The organism is Bradyrhizobium huanghuaihaiense, assembly GCF_007830635.1.
GTDB classification, from domain to species: Bacteria; Pseudomonadota; Alphaproteobacteria; order Rhizobiales; family Xanthobacteraceae; genus Bradyrhizobium; species Bradyrhizobium huanghuaihaiense.
This window is the reverse complement of record NZ_VLLA01000017.1, coordinates 71,868-89,141: the sequence shown is the minus strand read 5'-3', so window position 1 is coordinate 89,141 and position 17,274 is coordinate 71,868. Positions and strand designations below refer to the sequence as shown.

The 17,274-nt window shown below is 56.7% G+C and carries 12 protein-coding genes; 6 read left to right on the top strand and 6 right to left on the bottom strand.

Annotated elements, in window-relative coordinates; all coding sequences use genetic code 11:
- Nucleotides 1-18 precede the first annotated feature (18 nt).
- From IQ16_RS28945 to IQ16_RS28920, 6 genes are all read right to left on the bottom strand, one after another.
- The gene (locus IQ16_RS28945; protein WP_145831891.1) at nt 19-2,109 is read right to left on the bottom strand and encodes a WD40/YVTN/BNR-like repeat-containing protein; all 2,091 of its coding nucleotides are present in this window, start codon (nt 2,107-2,109) and stop codon (nt 19-21) included.
- A gap of 417 nt (nt 2,110-2,526) precedes the next feature.
- Entirely contained in the window at nt 2,527-4,026 is a 1,500-nt protein-coding gene (locus IQ16_RS28940; protein WP_018643010.1) for a lipopolysaccharide biosynthesis protein, read from the bottom strand.
- A gap of 294 nt (nt 4,027-4,320) precedes the next feature.
- Nucleotides 4,321-5,541, bottom strand: a complete 1,221-nt coding sequence (locus IQ16_RS28935; protein WP_145831890.1) for a glycosyltransferase family 4 protein — start codon at nt 5,539-5,541, stop codon at nt 4,321-4,323.
- Nucleotides 5,542-6,245: 704 nt separating this feature from the next.
- Nucleotides 6,246-7,400: a glycosyltransferase family 4 protein gene (locus IQ16_RS28930; RefSeq protein WP_018643008.1), complete on the bottom strand. Its 1,155-nt coding sequence runs from the start codon at nt 7,398-7,400 to the stop codon at nt 6,246-6,248.
- Nucleotides 7,397-8,833 carry an O-antigen ligase family protein gene (locus IQ16_RS28925; protein ID WP_018643007.1) on the bottom strand — a complete coding sequence of 479 codons (1,437 nt, stop codon included), beginning with the start codon at nt 8,831-8,833 and terminating at the stop codon, nt 7,397-7,399. Before IQ16_RS28925 ends, IQ16_RS28930 begins: the two co-directional genes overlap by 4 nt.
- A 456-nt stretch (nt 8,834-9,289) precedes the next feature.
- The gene (locus IQ16_RS28920; protein ID WP_020607876.1) at nt 9,290-11,047 is read right to left on the bottom strand and encodes a polysaccharide deacetylase family protein; all 1,758 of its coding nucleotides are present in this window, start codon (nt 11,045-11,047) and stop codon (nt 9,290-9,292) included.
- Nucleotides 11,048-11,484: 437 nt separating this feature from the next.
- Here IQ16_RS28920 and IQ16_RS28915 point away from each other — a divergent pair, with 437 nt between their 5' ends.
- The 6 genes from IQ16_RS28915 to IQ16_RS28890 all read left to right on the top strand — a co-directional run bounded on the left by IQ16_RS28915 (nt 11,485) and on the right by IQ16_RS28890 (nt 17,251).
- Complete coding sequence (locus IQ16_RS28915; RefSeq protein ID WP_158646947.1) at nt 11,485-12,606, top strand: Gfo/Idh/MocA family protein; 1,122 nt, start codon at nt 11,485-11,487, stop codon at nt 12,604-12,606.
- Complete coding sequence (locus IQ16_RS28910) at nt 12,593-13,252, top strand: sugar transferase (protein ID WP_018643003.1); 660 nt, start codon at nt 12,593-12,595, stop codon at nt 13,250-13,252. Before IQ16_RS28915 ends, IQ16_RS28910 begins: the two co-directional genes overlap by 14 nt.
- 43 nt (nt 13,253-13,295) lie before the next feature.
- Complete coding sequence (locus IQ16_RS28905) at nt 13,296-14,474, top strand: DegT/DnrJ/EryC1/StrS family aminotransferase (protein ID WP_051122976.1); 1,179 nt, start codon at nt 13,296-13,298, stop codon at nt 14,472-14,474.
- Between the two features lie 284 nt (nt 14,475-14,758).
- Nucleotides 14,759-15,898: a glycosyltransferase gene (locus IQ16_RS28900; RefSeq protein WP_145831889.1), complete on the top strand. Its 1,140-nt coding sequence runs from the start codon at nt 14,759-14,761 to the stop codon at nt 15,896-15,898.
- Nucleotides 15,899-16,049: 151 nt separating this feature from the next.
- Nucleotides 16,050-17,054, top strand: coding sequence for a glycosyltransferase family 4 protein (locus IQ16_RS28895; protein WP_018643000.1), 1,005 nt, complete (start codon nt 16,050-16,052; stop codon nt 17,052-17,054).
- A complete protein-coding gene (locus tag IQ16_RS28890; RefSeq protein ID WP_018642999.1) occupies nt 17,051-17,251 on the top strand; it encodes a hypothetical protein in 201 nt (66 codons plus the stop codon). Before IQ16_RS28895 ends, IQ16_RS28890 begins: the two co-directional genes overlap by 4 nt.
- Nucleotides 17,252-17,274 lie beyond the last annotated feature (23 nt).

The window sequence follows — 17,274 nt, the reverse complement described above, 5'->3', positions numbered from 1 at the left end:
ACGAGCGGACAAAATCAATCACTGCATCCGCGCGCTTGGGGCTGACGGTACACCGTAGAAGACGCCCCGTCCGTCGGTCCCGATGTACACGCGGCCCCAAACCTGCCGGTCGCCCGCCATGGCCCCGGCTCCGTTTACGAAATCGCTCATTTGGTACTGGCTGTCGTTGATGAGAATCCAGCTGGTCCCCATGTCGTCGGACCTAAAGACCCCCTTCGTGTCTTCGACTGTCCCGTAGAGAAAGACCGTCGGGACTTTCGACCCGTTCGGGGGCGCTCCGAAGCTGAACATGAAGGCGTACTGCACGTTGGCGACCTTGGCGAAGGTCTCACCCGCGTTCGACGAACGATAAAGGCCCGAGGCACCGTTGCTCATCCAAACCTCCCCGCTCATTTCTGGGGCGGCCTCTACGACCTGCTGTCGCCAGCCCGACGACGGAATAGTTGAGATGCTCTCGAATGTCGCCGCACCATCGGTCGAGCGGTAGAAATGCCCGTTGTTGTAGTCGTACAGGTAGAACTTGCTTCCATCTGTGCGGTCCGCGGCCAGTGGTTTGTTCTTGCTCCAGTAGTTCTTTCCTTCGACGGCGGCCGATGGCGCTCCAACCGACTGCGTCCACGAGGCGCCCAGGTCGGTCGAGTAGTAGGGAACGCTTCCTTTCGGCAGCCATACGATCCGCCGTGACGTGGCCGAAACCGCCACTCGGCCGTCTAAGTTTCCGTTTGGGTTGGATGGAAAAGCCGTGAAGGTCTGCGCATTGTCGATGGAATAGCCGCCGGCCGGCGAGGTGTCTCCAGGATGTCCCACCCGCACGACGAAGTTTGGATCCGCCTCCTCGAAATCGATTCCTGTGGAGTTGCCGAAGGGGGTATATCCGAACTCGTTGGGCGGTGGCGTGGTGAGAGAGGCATTTCTGAACCCGATATGGTCAGCCACAGCCGAGAGCAGGGGAGCGCCCCGGGGCGGGGACTTGACGTCGAAGACGACCATCTCTTCCAGCCCATTTACGTAGCTCTGCCAAATTTGGCGCTTGGCGGTAATGTCGTCGGTGCGCCACACCCCACCGGTGTCCGTGAACCAGACCCGCTTCGGATCGGCAGGATCAATTACCATCGCCGACGGCCCATCGGCGAACTCGCTGTTGGGCAGCCACGGAACCGAAGAAGTGGCGCTCACGTTCCAAAAGGTCCAACTGGCGCCGCCGTTCGTGGAGCGGTACCAGCCGTAGTGGCTCTCCATCGTCACCACGACCTTTGGATTGGTCGGGTCAACGCTGATGGCTGAAAAGTTGCGCCTCTGCTGAGGCGGCGAGATATTGGTCCAGGCCCCTCCGGAAAATTTCGCGACGCCGTCGTCGTGGGTCACGTAGAGGGTTCCATCAGATGCGATGGCTTCGCGGTGAGGGGCAACCGGGCTGCCGGCCATGACGGCCCACGATAGCCCTGCGTCCATGCTGCGATAGACTCCGTGGCCACGTACAGCGGCATAGACTGTTGAAGACGGCGACCCCGCCCTGCCTGTCGTGCGATCGATGGTCACGAAGGTGATCCCGACTCCCGCCGTGCCTTTGGGAAAACTCTCGACCCGCTGCCAACTTACTGCAGCGTTGGTGCTCTTCCACAAACCGTCGTTGCGCGAACCAAAGTAAAGGACGTTGCCGTCGTTCGGATCTACAATCAGCCGCTCCCCGTTGAGCGCGCCGCGACCATCGTTGCCGTGCATTACGACGTTCAGATTAGTGCGTTCCCACGTCTTGCCTTGATCCGTGGACTTAAGCACATCCCACGGTCCGCCGCGCCACCAGTTGAACATCCCGGCAGCGAAGTAGACGTTATTCGGGTTCGATGGATCGATAGCAATGCTCTCTCCGCCGAATAGATTTTGGTGCGAGAGCGGGAGCCAGTCGAGCAACGGAATCCACCGCTGGTTGGCAGCATCCCACCGGTAACATCCGCCGACATCGGTGCGAATGTAGAGCAAGTTGGGGGCCGACGGATGTGCGACGATTCCGGTGACGTACCCACCGCCGCCCCACTTCACGTTTGTCCAGACGTATGGCTCGCTCTTGACAACGCCTGCATGCCCGGCGGCGAAGCTCAAAGCGGCCAACAGCATTCCTAGACACGTTCGACGAATGAACCATGCGCTCCAGGCACTCTTTGCCAGGGGTACGTATCTTCCGGCCCGCTCGCCAGCGCTCTGCATCATGAACGGACCGCATCGCCTCGTGCGAATCGTCGTCGCTCGTACGGCTGTTGCATCCGGTCGTTGTTCTTGCATGGGTAGGCGTCCCGCCTGTGTTTGGAGTGGCGTCTCGGCCACGCCCAAAGCTGGGAAGACAAGCCGGAGACAATGACTTTGCGCCGACTAATCAGAACTCATTATGAACCCTGCCTTGATCAACTTACTGGAGGGGCACGAAGGAGATTTCCCGGTTGGGAAATTCCCTTTTCCAAGGTTAAGGCTAACGCTTACGCTTCTTTGTCAGGTGGCCGCTGCGTAGAGGCGCCGTCGCGCAACATTTGGCTACGAGCGAGTTGAAACAACGGTAACTTGTCTTGTTGGCAGATGGTCATTTGACTCTGGGACATCGAATCTTCGCATCTCAGCAAGCGTCCGATAGTACCCCGTCACAAACACAATAGCAGCATAGAGCACCAAAACTGCGGCGGGCCCGACTATCGCAGCAATCGGGACCGACGGCTTCAGGAGGTCGGCCGAAACTCGTACTACGAGGGCGCAAACCGCGGATACGCTCCAGATTATTCCAAGGTTTTTCCAATCCTGCAGTCTTGCGACAGGAACGTCCATTACGTTTGAAAGTCTTCTCAGGCAGAGCGTATACCAAACGAACGTGGCCAGTGCTGATCCGATAGCCGCGCCCGGCAAGCCGAAATACCAAGCGCCGACTAGACTGGTTATTACGGCAAAGGGAAGAATTGAGGCTTCATAACGCATGTTAGCTGATCCTTGTCGGAATACATTCAGCAGCGTGGTCATCTCAGCCGAGATCAACGTCTGAACCAGATAGATACGCAGGACCGGCGAGCCGCTCACGTACTCCTTCGTAAACAGGAACTGGATGACTTCATCAGAAAAGGCGAATAATGCCGCAATGGCGGGGAACATGACGGCGCTGATGATCACATTGCCCTGATTGTTCAGGCGCAATAGCTCCTCGTGGCGCCCAAGTGAATGGAGATGGCTCATCTTGGGCAAAAGCAAATTCCCAAGTACGTCTCTCAGGACCCCAAAGGGCATAAGGAGCGTAGTTGCAACTGAAAAAATGCCGAACTCCCTTGATGAAAACACCGTGGCCACAATCCATTGTTCGGCCTGTTTCCGCATGCTCCACAGCAAGACGGCAACGCCAAATGGAAGCGCATAACGAAGCTGCGCACGGAATTGCTGCTTGTCCAGGGGGAACAGTCGAATACCGCAATAGCGTGCAATGAAATACGCCAAAAGTCCAAGGCGCATGCAGGCAGCAATCAATGCTGCAACGAGCACCGCTTCAATCCGCTGAAAAACTACTGCTGCGGAAACTATGAGCGCGGTCCTGAGCACAGATGTGATCAGGATAGCTTGTGCCTGCCATCGAACCTGCCCTGCGGCGTTAGGTAACACGTCAAGCAACAAGCCAAAATTCCAGACAAGCAGGAAAGCCGCGAGCAAGAACCCATGCTCGTGCAGCAGGTCTTTCATGCCCGAGGGTAGCGCCTCACCAAAGACAAAAATCAGAAGCGTCGCGACCATCGTTGTGGCGAGCAAGAACAGCACCGTCTGCCCGACGTAAAGCCGGCGTCCTTGGGAATCCAAACGGACAAAGAAGAAAAGCAAGCTGCGGGGCATGTCAAAGGAGATCAAAAGGGCCACGGTACTTACAAGTAGCCAGAACAGCCGATATTCGCCGAAGCTTGTGGGCCCGATCGTTCGCACAAGAACGACCGGCGTCAATAGCATGGTGACCTGTTCGATGTAGCGCGCAGCGGAGAGCGCAATGCCTTGACGAAATATCGGGGCCATGGATCCGCGACCTAGCGATGGCGCCGAAGATAGCGAGCAGGAATATCGGCCCGCCCGAACTTTCCACGGCAATGAAGATCAAAGCTCATTGGTGAGTCTCCGGAAAACATCAAACAAACTCTGGAACTGACGTGCTCACAGCTCATGTTTGGCGGGCCTCATCCCATCGGTTTCATGTGGCCAGGCGGAGTATCATCGATGCATCGCCGGTTAGGGCTGTGGCGCAAGAAATACAGAATGACCAAAACGACATAGCAAACAAACATACCTGCTGCTTCAAATCAGGAGCGGCGCTCACAATGAGCACAAAAGTGCATCAAAATCGCCAGCAACCTTGCTCCAAGTGTAGTGCTCTGACACGAGTTTTCGAGCACTCTTGATCATAGAGAGCCGAAGGCATTCATTTTCGATGAGTAATTTAATCGCAAAGGCCGTCTTCTCGGGCTCGTCAGCTCGCATGTAGTCGATGCCCTCACGTGCCTTGCAAAGAGCTTCAACACCTAATCCGGTTGAAACTACAGCCAACCCCATGGCAAACGCCTCAAGCACTTTATTCTTCAATCCACTGCCAATTCGCATTGGGTTCACCATTATGGGGTATTCGGCGAGTACTGAGGAAATGTTGTCAACGTACCCAGTGAGGCGAATACCATGATCTCGCTTTGCCTCCTCTAGAAGCCAAAGCTCCGCATCCCTGCCCACCACGCACCACTCAATTCCGGCCGGTGCCAAGTACGGTCGATAGACATTCTTGTAGAAGGAACGAACAGCGTCGCTGTTCGGTTTAAAGGAAAGATTTCCCCAAAAAGCCACGCCCCTGCGTTTAGCGACATGACTATTTGCGTCAAATGTCGCCACGAGGTCGGTCGAAACTCCGTTCGGTATTGTGCTAATGTTTGTACTGATGCCGGACAATTTGCGAACAGTATCGGAATCTGCATCATTGATTGTTGTTACGTGGTTGAACCAATGAGGCAAACACGCTTCCATCTTGGTACGGCGTGCGCGCATTAAGTGCGCTTTTAGACTTGTTTTTGGCTGCAAGGGCCAGGGTGGAAAAAACTGTATTTCTCGGGTCAGTGTTAGAACTTCACTGTCCATGAGATCGAAGAGTATCTTCTTGTTGCTCGAAAACGGCCTAACGAATTCCGCAAGGGAGAGGCTACAGACAATCATATGGCTGATACTGTTCTGTTCACAGATGTCCGATATGGCTTTAGTAACAACTGAAAAGTGATGCGGGTAGGAAAGCGAATAGTAATTTGAATCATTTCGACGGAAGTGCCGTTTCAGCGAGGGGCTGTTTGTAGGAAGAGTCGGTGCGTCGTTCATTGTTTTGAAGACATCAGCCAAACCGACTAGGCCTTCATTGAAGTTATCTAGCGAACTGAGATTAACCGTCAAAAGGTACAGCTCATGCCGCCTCGCCAATTCACGGCACAGATGCCACACGCGAAGATCGCGGCCGTTACGTAGGCTAGCGAGCCGCTTATCTGTTATTACTAGGATGCGCATCACGAGGCCTCATTGATTGTCGAGGAATCGCACACAGCACGTTACTCGCTGTCGTTGACTCGGCCTCTTCATTCATCCAGCGACGGTAGAGTTTTTTTTCCTGGGTTGATTTGAGCCCATTTGGCTCGTTGACGCAACGTGAGGCGGCGCTCCCCAGTGCGGCGCCGCGCTTCGCCTCGTGGCTCTTCGTGAGTAATACTTTGGCATGTGAGTTTCGTGTGAGCCGACAAAGACCGCAATGGCGCGGCCCGAATATCGCCTTCACGAACGAGCTCTCGCTTCCAGGCGCTTAAGATCGATATTGGCGAAGTCCGGGCTGCGGCCCCCGCCAACGCGGATTGAAGCTCTATTTCTTTCATCCGCCCGAGTTCGATTGTATCGGCGAGGAAAGGCCTCAGCGCCCGATGCTGCGTTAGCTGAACCGATGCCTGGCGCGTTCGGCAATGGCTAAATACGAGCGCCCCGAGCGACATCGCCGGCGGGCAGAGGTTTGGATCCGCAGGACCTCTTGCGCGATCCAACGCCTGTACTACGCGCAACGCCGCGAGGCTGATGTACGGATCTGTGAGCGCGTTGGGGGTGAAAGCCACCGGGGCGACTCGACCGGTCTGCCACTGCTGCCTGCGCATGGGCAAAAGGAAATGAGGCCATCGACGCGCTGACCCGCATGCTCCCCCTGCATACATCGCCGTCGATCAGAAGCCTCATTGCCACACCGGTTTGCTCGACGCGCGTGATTTCTTCCTTCGGCGAACCGCTTCCTCGATTGCTGCGACATAGGGCTTCAGCACCACGTGATCGCCATGCATCCGGTCCATGTAGTTTCTGCATCGCTCGGACGCCTTTCGCCATTCTGTTTCATCTGCAATCAAGTGGTCGGCAACGTAAGCCATCTCATCGATGGACTGGGGTGAGGCACCCAGACCTTCGCGCTTGATGAGACCATCGGGATCGAAAAATGATACTACCGGAACACCGCGACGCCAGGACTGAAGAAAGGAATTGGGAAAACCCTCGGTGTGCGAGGTATTGACGAAAATCTTGGCGCGGTCATAGAGGTCACCGACGTCGTGATAAGGCACACGACCGTGAAACGTCAGGTTCGGCAGTTGTTTCGCGGCAGACTCGATCTTGCTGTACAGCTCGGAATAACCCGGTTGTGGACCGCCAACCATGTGGATATGCCGGGAAGGCATGCGGCGCGCCAACTCGATGGCGAGCTCGGGGCGCTTGAAGTCGCGCAGGTTGCTTACCCAAAGAATTTCCACGTCGCGCTGATCACGATCCAGCTGCCGATCCGGGGGATCCACCAGCATGTCAGCGACCACGCTCGTCAGTCCGTAATTTTCCAAGAGCGCGCGTTGCTGGCCGGCGTGCTGGCAAAGGACACTATCAGCTCTCCTCAATCCGTACTCGTAAAGCTTTTTGTCTCGTGTGTAGCGTATCAGCAACTTCTCCGGATCGGCATCCGTGTCATGTGCCAATCGGTGGACAAGGCCACGTCCATGCCGGCGGCAGAACATCGCGACCAAGCCGACGCGCGTGCCGGCACTGCTCGTGTAGTAGACGTCGGCATCGGCCCGCATCAACGCCGCCCACGTTGCGGTCCAACGGGGATAAACAAAACGAAGAACCGGAATGCCCGCATCCGCACGATACGTTTTGTAGGTTGTGATTCCGTGCCAGGCTGCTGCGTCGGACTGACCGTAATCCCCGACGACAACGGAAACCTGGTATCCACGAGCAACGAGTGCTCTCGCGAGCAGCGTCTGTTGGACCTCCTCCCCGCCAATACCATGGTGATTGTATTCGGGGGCAAGGACCGGGAGGTTTTCAAGACCGACGAAACACACCTTCATGGCTGCGTTCTTTTGGTCGAACAGGTTGATTGGGCCTGGCCGAGTGCGAGCCCATAACACAGCCAAAGGGCCACCTGCGGGTAGGTCGGTACAAATCGGTCATCCGTCAATCCCTGGACGGCGAGGCACATCAGGCAAACAACGCCCCCTTCGAAAACCCCGCGCCATAGGGGATCACCATGGTTCTTCGCGAGGCGTCTGAACATGGCCCAAGCCGACCAGAAGAAGGCTGCGACGACTGCGACACCCACCATCCCCATATCAAAAAGAACGCCGAGATAGGCATTATGGGGGTGTCCGACCGGAAGCATTTCTCCGCGGAGATTGGGAGTGGCCCACATGGTCGAACCGAGGCCATGCCCGAGGATGGGCGCTTCCCAGAACGTTGGCAATAGTGGGCGCCAGATCATGTCGGGGCGACCGGCCGTGATTGCATGAGTATCCTCTGTGGCGAAACCTGTCGTCGCTCGTTCGACGAATGCGCCGGGCAATAACAAGGTGACACCGACGATGATCGACAGCGCAAGAACGATCTGGCCTGTTCGGCGCCGGGTGATCAGATAATGTCCAACGATGATGGCAAGGCCGATAAAGGCGCCTCGAGAAAAGGTCAGCGCCGCCATCGCGGCGGCGGCGATGGCGCATGCAAAAAGCGTCAGGCGCGGAATCGGTCGGGCGGTGGCCACCGCCGTGTAGAGCAGGATCGCAAACCCCAAATTCGCCATGAGGCCGATCTCATTGGCGTGCATTCCGGTCCAACTGAGAAAACCGCGCTCTCCTGCGGACGCGAGACTTTCAAGGCTGATGCCGTTGCCAACGAGGTCGGCCACGACGAGCATGAAGAAGGTAACAAGGGCCCCTGCGAGCGCCCAGATCAGAGATTGCCCACCTCCATTTCGCGAGACCACAGCCGCCATCCAAGCCACGACAAGGATAATCATCGGCTTAGCGAAATTGTCGAGGATGTATGTCTTCACGGTTAAAGGCTCCTCGCCTGGAATCGTGATCGCTTGCTCTGCCGACCCGGAGCCGCTGTAGGCGGCGAGTGCAATCAGTGCGACATAAACCAGTAGTGCCGGCGGCAGGTGGGGGAATCGAACGGCCTCTCGGAGCGAAGCCAAGCACAACGACGAGAACGTGAGCACGAGCAGGCAATTTTCCGAATTGAATCCGGTGACCTCGAATACCTGACGCGGAACCATTTGGGTTGACGCGAAGGGTAACAGTAACACCAACAGCCAGACTCCATTCCGGTAGTCGGCAAGAACCACCGCCGCGGCAATCGGCAACGAATAAAGAAAAAAGGGAATCGTTCCCCCGACCATTGCGGTCAATCCGCCGCCGATCGCGGCAAATATCCCGATGAGAATCAAGAATAAAGTGTCGGCTCGTAACGGCGCGACGGAGCCAGAATTCGAGAAGGAGACATTCATCTATCGATGGCCATGTTGTCGAATGACGTTTTGCGTGCCGTCATCGCCCGCGGCATCACGGATGATGCCGCGAGGAGATGTGATCGCAGCTGATGTCATTCGTGACCAGATTGAGATAGTGTGCGAGATTCGCCGTCTCATGCCTCATGTGCAAGCGTCTGATGCTGCGTGAACTCTGCGAATTGGGGGTAATCCTTTCGACTGCTCCGACACGTGCTCCTGGCGGCGGGCAAGACCGCCGCCTGCGTGCGCGCGGACCAGCGCGCCAGCAATGCCCTTTCGAGACCAGGGCAGCGCCCGAGGCCAAGTGACGACCGCTTGGACGCGACTATCGGGTCAGGCGTCGGAGTCCGCCAGAGCAGGAAGCGACCTGCCAAGAGCATCATGCTAGGAGCATCATGCATTGTACCTGGGCCGAAACAGCATGATCACGCTCAATTGCGGCGCGCCTCCCGGCTACAGGCGAAAACGAAACAGGTCGCTGGACCCGTAGTTGTCACGAAGTTCGGATAGATATCGCCGAGCCGCCACTCCAAGTCGGTATGAGACCGATTCTGAATCTGGGAAAGCATCCGGCTGTTCGTGATAAACACAGCGTATATCCGCCGTTCTGCCGGGCGGGATATCGACGGTCAGTCTGAGACATCCGTCCATGTATTCGTGCGCGACGATCTCCTGGTTGACTGTAACAGTTTTCAAGGAGGCGACCTGTGGTTCTTCCTTCATAACTTGGATCCGTCGCGTCATCGCCTCCTTGTTTTCGATGCGGAGTTGTTCAGAAAACATCCTTATTTTGCTCGTTCCGCCGCCGGCTTTAATGCTGTAGCTGCGGCAAACGGCGTCCCCGAGAGTCCGCCAACAGAGTTTCCACCGCAAGGATGCAAGCTGTCGGAGGAACTCCGCCAGTGCGCTGCCATGGCCCCGGAAAATGTCGTGATGCCCGGCGATGAAGCACGGCTTGCCCAGGAGTCCGTCAAATGCGAAGTTTTCAATGCCGTGGTGAATGTACCGCCGGGTAAAGATCGAAAATCCCCCATACCGGACGATGGCGACACTCCACAGGTCGGCAAGTGTCGTTTCGTTCGACGTGTCATCGGCTGGTGCGACTTCCGTGTTCACTGCTGCGACGAAACCGTTTCGTTTAAGAGCCGACGCTGCCTCCGGCGAGAATGCCCCTTGCGGGAAAACCATTACGTTTTCATGATCAAGCGCGGTCTTGTTGAGAAGGGACTGCATCCGACACTTGGCGGTCTTCAGTTTTCTGTCGAGGAGTTCGGCTGAACGGGCTGCAAATTCACCACGGGTGTGATCGCAGCCGTGCACACAGACGGATAGTTTTTCGCTATTTTTCCGAAAGGCGGCAACGGTGTCGCGATTTGTTCGTTGCCAGTTCCATGGAATGAAGGCGATGGTCGTCGCGAACGTCTGTTTGTTGGCCAAGTGCAGTAGCTCCCCAAATTCGAGAAAGCCGTACCGTGGCCTCAGAGGTGGATCGTCGATGATCAGGCACGCGTTTGTTTCGGAGGCAGTCCAGCAGATGTCGCGGAACGACCACTTCAGATACATCACGATTGGCACCGCACCGGCGAAACGCTTCTTCACGTCAAAATAAGTCGCAGCCCGTTCGCGAATGTCCACCATCGTCAGTGACGCGTCGGCAAAAAAGCGCACGCCGGAATGAGAAAATCCGGCGAACAGATGTCCCTCGGGCGCCGCGGCGATGCTCTGCAATCCGCCACCAGCCTGGATGACAAGCGCCGTATCCGCGGCGCCGCGCTGCAGTTGGATCTGCAGGGCTGACATAGGCCCGCACATGTCTGGAAAAGCATCAGTGACGGACACGGTTATCGGCCATGCGTCGATGCCGCGGATATCCGCCTCCGGGTCTCCCGTGATCTGGCGCAGCAGAGCCCTGCAGGGATCCCCTGGTTGAAAGTCATAGACGAACACGGAAGCGGCTGCCGCCAACCAGGCCGGAAACGTTCCGGCCTTGCAGCGCTGCAAGGTTTCGGCGAGCGAGCGCGCGGAAGTCAGGATGGAGAACTGCGGATGACTTGCCGTCAGCGATGCGACCTTGTCCCCGTTCGCTTCGCTGACTGTCAGCGCCGTCCATGGAATTCCGAAAAAATCGAGGATTTCCGCTAGATTGCAATCCTCGGGCGATGGGGGGTCGTCGCTGCGGAGCAGAAGTGCGATCGAAGAACCCGTGTCCATGGCGTGGGGGCTCCTTGCTGGTTGTCGCATCATCCCTCGGCAAGGCCAGCGGACATCCTGCGGATCGTCCGCGACCTCGAGACTGTGCTCCTCTTTTGAGGAGTCCTATACCAAAGATCGCCAGGTTTCCACTGAAGGACGCCGGCGCAATGGTTCTGTCGGCCAACATATCTGCGATGGGCGATGCGGGCAGCTCCTTGTCGCAATCGGCGCGGACTCTGCGCTGAAAACCCATGGAGTGATAAGGCGTTATGTGGTTGACCAGCCAATCAATCACTTTGGCTATGACCAACACTACGAGAGCAGGGGGCGGGGGGAGAGTCCAACCTGTGTACCCCCAAAGAGCGTAGATCATAATCCCTGTTCTACCGCGGCGCGCGCGCCCAATCGGTTATCTTGAATGGATGCACGCTGAGCGCGTTCAAACAGGGGCCAACATGGCGAATATGGCGAATAAGGACGCGGAAATGCGGACCAGGAACGACGGCCCCTCGCTAGCGGTCATCGGTTGCGGCTACTGGGGTTCGAAACACATCCGCGTCAGCTGCGATATACGCGATGCAAGGTTGTCGATGGCCGTTGATCCGCGTCCTGATAGATTGGAATATATCCGTTCACAATATCCTTCTGTCGCTGTTTCGCATGATATCGGCGCGGTACTGAATAACCCTTCTATAGACGGTGTCATTGTCGCCACCCCTGTAGAGACGCACTTTGAATTGGCGCGAGCGGTGCTCCAGGCCGGAAAGCACGCGCTCGTCGAGAAGCCGCTCGCCATGACGAGCGCGCAATGCCGCGAGTTGAATGCGATCGCCGAAAAGCGCAAGCGCGTGCTGATGGTCGGGCACACGTTCGAGTATCACCCGGCGGTCGGTGTCATGCGCCAGATGATCAAGAGCGGATCTCTCGGCGAGCTTTACTACATAGATTCGCGGCGTCTTAATCTCGGTCTCTACCGGCAGGACGCCAACGTCCTTTGGGACTTGGCGCCGCACGACCTCTCGATCATCTTCTGCTTGCTGGAGGAGGTGCCGCAAACCATCGGCGCCTGGGGTTGCGCGCACGTTCTGCCCAACGTCGAGGATGTTGTTTACGCCAAGATGGGCTTCAAGAGCGGCCCGACCGCCCATGTGCATGTTTCCTGGTTGGACCCGGTCAAGGTGCGCCAGATCACGATCGTCGGAAGCGATGCGATGCTGGTGTTCGACGACGTGCAGCCGTCCGAAAAAGTGCGCGTTTACCAGAAGCGCTTCAGGCCGCGGATCGACGGCGACTCCTATGCCGATTTCCAGTCGGCCTATCATCATGGCGACGTGCATATCCCCGCGATTTCCAGCAGTGAACCGCTGAAGCTCGAGATACTCGACTTTGTCAATGCGATCGTGACCGGGGAACGGCCGTGCGCGGACGGAATGCACGGGCTGCGCGTTGTCGAAGCGCTCGAGGCGGCATCGGCGTGTCTACGGCTCAAGCACAAGCACCGTAGCAATGGCAAGGATCAACGGATATTTCGGCGGCGGAGCATGCCGGCGGGAGGTCCCGAAATTGCCGTCGCATGACGCCACGCGACGGAAGGCGACCCCGCGGGAATTCGGCAAGCGGGCGCTCGACGTCGCGATCAGCGTTATCGCGATCGTGCCGCTGGCCCTCGTCTTCATCGTGGTGTGGATAGCAATCCATCTCGACAGTCCCGGGCCAGCGGTCTTTCGCCAACGTCGCATCGGGCGAGACGAGAAGCCGTTCGACTGCTTCAAATTCCGGACACTCCACCACAACGCCGACGAAAACGTCCATCGCGAGGCGATCCGGAGGGCTTGGGCAAAGGAACTCCTCTCGAACGACCCCGCCGCCCCATACAAGCTGACGGACGATCCTCGCGTGACGCGCGTGGGACGGTGGCTGCGGAGAACCAGCCTCGACGAACTGCCTCAATTCCTCAACGTATTGCGGGGCGAAATGAGCATCGTCGGTCCGCGGCCAGCGATTCCCTATGAACTCGAATACTTCCGGGACTGGCACCATAAGCGTCACATTGTGAAGCCCGGGATAACCGGACTTTGCCAGGTGCGCGGTCGGGGTCGTGTCAGCCCCGAGGTGATGCTCGAGATGGACGTCGAATATGCAATGAACTGGACCCTATTGACCGACCTGAAGTTGATTGCCCTGACGTTTCCCGCGGTTCTGCGGGGGCACGGTGCTCGATGACGTTCTCTGGAAACAAAGACGGAGTCTCGTGAGGTTGGAAAAAATGCACATTCCGTTTGTCGATCTCAAAGCGCAATATGAGACGCTAAAAGACGACGTGGCCGAAGCAATTCTAGGCGTTCTCGACTCCGCGCAGTTCGTAGGTGGCGAGGCGCTTGCCTCGTTCGAAAGAGATTTCGCCGCGTATTGCCAGGTGCGCTACGCGCGCGGTGTGGCGAACGGCACGGACGGGCTTCATCTGGCGCTGCGGGCCTTGGGTATTGGTCATGGCGACGAGGTGATCACAACCGCCCATACCTTCATCGCCACCGCGGCCGCCATCGTGGCGACGGGAGCGCGGCCTGTGTTCGTCGATATCGATCCGGACACTTACACGATCGATCCCGAGATGATCGAGCGCGCCGTAACGGACCGTACAAGAGCAATCATCGCAGTCCACCTCTTCGGGCAGCCGGCTGACATGGGTCCAATCAAGGACATCGCACGGCGGCGCGGCCTCTATGTACTAGAAGACGCAGCCCAAGCGCACGGGGCGGAATATCAGGGGGTCCGAACGGGGGCGCTCGGCGATGTCGCATGTTTCTCGTTTTATCCAGCGAAGAATCTCGGCGCCTATGGCGACGGCGGAGCGGTCACCACCAACAATGCCGCGATCGCCCAGCGGATCGAACGACTGCGTGACCACGGTCGAACCACTCACTACAGCCACGCCGAGATCGGGTTCAACAGCCGGCTCGACGCGCTCCAGGCGGCAGTCCTGCAGGTCAAGCTCCGGCGTCTGGATGAATGGAACACCAATCGGCGGCGCGCTGCGGAGTGGTACGCCACTGAATTGGCGCAGTCGGGGATCGAGACGCCGTTCGTTCGAGAGGGGTCGACACACGTCTACCATTTGTATGTAATCACCACGAACGATCGTGACGCAATGCGAACCAAGTTGGACGAAGCCGGCGTGGCGACCGGGATCCACTATCCGTTACCGCTCCACCTACAGCCTGCTCTCGAGCATCTCGGCTACAGGCAGGGCGACTTGCCGTGCTGCGAAGCGATGGCCGCTCGATCATTGTCCCTGCCCATGTTTCCCGAGCTCACACGCGACCAAGTGCGCCGTGTCGCCGCGATTGCGCGCGCTGCGGCCGAGCAGGACGGTCACAAGAACTTGCAGCGGAAGTCGACGTATTCGTCCGCTGCGCTGCAGGCCGATGTCGGGAAGGAGTGGTGATGAATCGAAACAGTGCATGGGCGGTGGTCGAGACCGAGGCGATCGGTGCGGACGTGACGATCGCCGAGTTCGCTGTGGTGCGGCCTGGTGTTACGAGGGTAACCAGGTGGTCATCACCCGCATGTCGTGATTGAGAGCGGCGCATGACCCGGTGGCAGTTCGTGCCAAGCGTCGAGGCAACACTAATCGTGAGGATCCTCTGCGTCGCCAACGTACATCAACCTATATCAAAGTCCTAATTTCGGTTGAGCGCTGGGACTGCGGTCATAAGGTCGGGTGAGGGAATGCTGAATTCGTCAAGGCCCGCGATCAGGGTTCTGCATATAACCGACACGTTGGCCTCCGGGGGGAAGGAGCGGCAACTGGTTGAATTGCTGCGTGGGTTCAGCAAACTAGATGGGTTCATTAACGAACTCGTCGTTCTTTCAGATACCATCCACTATGACGAGATTAGGTCACTGGGAATAAAAATACACATCATCAGAAGAAGCCGACAATGGGACTTCAGTATTTTCGAAAAGCTATATGGCCTGGCGAGACGATACCGACCGAACATAATATATTCGTGGGAGTCGATGTGTTCGGTGTATGCGTCACCAATCGCGTTGATATCTCGATCAGCTTTGATCAATGCAATGATACAAAACGCACCGCCCCATCTGAATTTGAAGGATTATACGTACCGACGTTTACGTCTGACAGCTCCATTTTCAACTGTAATATTGGCAAATTCTTTAGCGGGACTTAGAGCTTTTCGAGTTGAAGGCAAAAAAGCTCTTTGTATACGAAACGGTTTTGATTTTGATCGAATAAACAATCTTCCGGACGTCAACGACGTCAAGCGTTCGATGGATATAAGAACCAAACACGTAGTCGGTATGGTCGGAAGATTTCATCGAGAGAGAGACTATAGTACGTTCTTCAAGGCGGCAAAATTGGTGTGCAGCGAGCGGAAGGACATTACATTCGTCGCTGTGGGCGAAGGACCAGATCTTGAAAGCTTCATGGAGCGTGTGAAGCGCGACGGTCTTTCGAATGTGCGCATTCTGGGAGTCAGGAAACGGGTCGAAGAAGTCATAAGAACCTTTTCCGTCGGAGTATTGGTCTCAACAAACGGAGAGGGAATCTCTAATGTGATTCTAGAGTACATGGCGCTGGAAAAGCCGGTCATAGCCACAGACGTGGCGGGCAATCGCGAAATCGTCAAGGACGGAGAGAATGGATTCCTAATTCCATTCGGAGACGAAAATGCACTGGCGTCGCGGATAAGGGAAATTGTCGACTGTCCTGACATTGGAAGCGCGTTCGGTCGTGCAGGACGGGTGCTCGTCGAGGAGAAGTTCGGGATTGAGCAAATGGTGCAGAAGCACGTTGAGCTGTTTCGGCAATTGGCAAGCGGGAATAGGGTGCCTTTTGCGGTTTGATTGCGAGCTGGGGCCTCAGATTGATCGAACGACCGTAATTGGAGCCTGTTGAGAAGCATTGGTCGCTATGTGCGGGATTGCGATAGTCGAGCTGGATCTGATTTCCTATTTGGCCATCAAACGGGGTTTTTGACGTGCGCCGGGTGAGCGAATGGCCATTCCCGGAGGCCACAAGGAGCAAGCTGCGTTGATTGTTCTGCATGTTACGGGCGCGTACCCTACTGCACAGAATCCGTCTGCGGGCGTTTTCATCCGCACTCAAGTGGAGTCGCTAGCGAAGCGTGGGATTGATGTTGATGTTTGCCTGCTCAAGAGCACAGGCATTGGCAAATATATTAAGGGTATTGCTGAAGTACGGAAGGCTGTGCGTTCGAGGCAGTACGATATCGTTCATGCGCATTATATGTACTCAGGCTGGACAGCCAGATTCGCTACTACCCTGCCACTCGTTGTGTCTTTTATGGGCAACGACGTATATGGAGATTGCAACGAGCGGGGAGAATATCGATTCTCGAATCGAGTGTTGCACGGACTATTCTCCCGTTTATTGTCGTGTGCGACGGCTCACAATATTGCGAAGAGTGCCGGCCTTGCAAAATATCTTCGCGCCAAAACAACGTCCATCATTTCCAATGGGATAGATCTTGATGTCTTCTATCCCAGAACGGTCGCTAAGCACGAAGTGGGTCTAAAGGAAGACGAGCAGCACGTCCTATTTGCAGGCAGGCCCTCGGCAGGGGGTTATAAGAGATACCCGCTCGCCGAAGCCGCTTTTGAGTTGGTTCGAAAATCCAATCCATCTGCCCAATTGGTCACACTTGATAAGAGACCTCAGGAAGAAGTCGCGCGCTTCCTGAACGCCGTCGATTGTTTGCTGCTAACGTCCGCTCATGAGGGTTCTCCGAACATTGTAAAAGAAGCTCTTGCCTGCAATCTACCGATTGTTTCCGTCGATGTTGGCGATGTGGCCGAGCGAATTAAAGAGTTCGAAGGATGTTACATCGTGTCTGACGAGCCGACTTCTATCGCGGAAGCTGCAGAGAAGGTGCTGGTCCGTAGAAAGCGTCTTTCCGGTGGCTATGCCGCGGTCCATGAACTTTCGCTTGCAACGGTCGCGAGGCGAATACAATCTTTGTACGAACGCGTTCTTTCGTGAAGCTGCAGGAGCGGAAGGCTGGCGCGGGCGCGCCGATGGCGATCGTCGATGAACAGCACGCCGTCGCCGACGAACGCTTCACCGCGGGGATTGAAGAAACAATTTGGGAAACCCGCCATATGAAAGGTATTGGCGAAAATATTTCGCGCATCCATCCGGTGAAGCTTTCAACTACCTACAAGTGTTTCCTCCGATAATGGTGCCCAGCGCAATGTCGATA

What these genes read in the sequence shown, in the direction of transcription:
- IQ16_RS28940 (WP_018643010.1), bottom strand. Translation starts at nt 4,026, where the DNA reads ATGGCCCCGATATTTCGTCAAGGCATTGCGCTCTCCGCTGCGCGCTAC.
- IQ16_RS28935 (WP_145831890.1), bottom strand. Translation starts at nt 5,541, where the DNA reads ATGCGCATCCTAGTAATAACAGATAAGCGGCTCGCTAGCCTACGTAAC.
- IQ16_RS28930 (WP_018643008.1), bottom strand. Translation starts at nt 7,400, where the DNA reads ATGAAGGTGTGTTTCGTCGGTCTTGAAAACCTCCCGGTCCTTGCCCCC.
- IQ16_RS28925 (WP_018643007.1), bottom strand. Translation starts at nt 8,833, where the DNA reads ATGAATGTCTCCTTCTCGAATTCTGGCTCCGTCGCGCCGTTACGAGCC.
- IQ16_RS28920 (WP_020607876.1), bottom strand. Translation starts at nt 11,047, where the DNA reads ATGGACACGGGTTCTTCGATCGCACTTCTGCTCCGCAGCGACGACCCC.
- IQ16_RS28915 (WP_158646947.1), top strand. Translation starts at nt 11,485, where the DNA reads ATGGCGAATATGGCGAATAAGGACGCGGAAATGCGGACCAGGAACGAC.
- IQ16_RS28905 (WP_051122976.1), top strand. Translation starts at nt 13,296, where the DNA reads ATGCACATTCCGTTTGTCGATCTCAAAGCGCAATATGAGACGCTAAAA.
- IQ16_RS28900 (WP_145831889.1), top strand. Translation starts at nt 14,759, where the DNA reads ATGCTGAATTCGTCAAGGCCCGCGATCAGGGTTCTGCATATAACCGAC.
- IQ16_RS28895 (WP_018643000.1), top strand. Translation starts at nt 16,050, where the DNA reads ATGGCCATTCCCGGAGGCCACAAGGAGCAAGCTGCGTTGATTGTTCTG.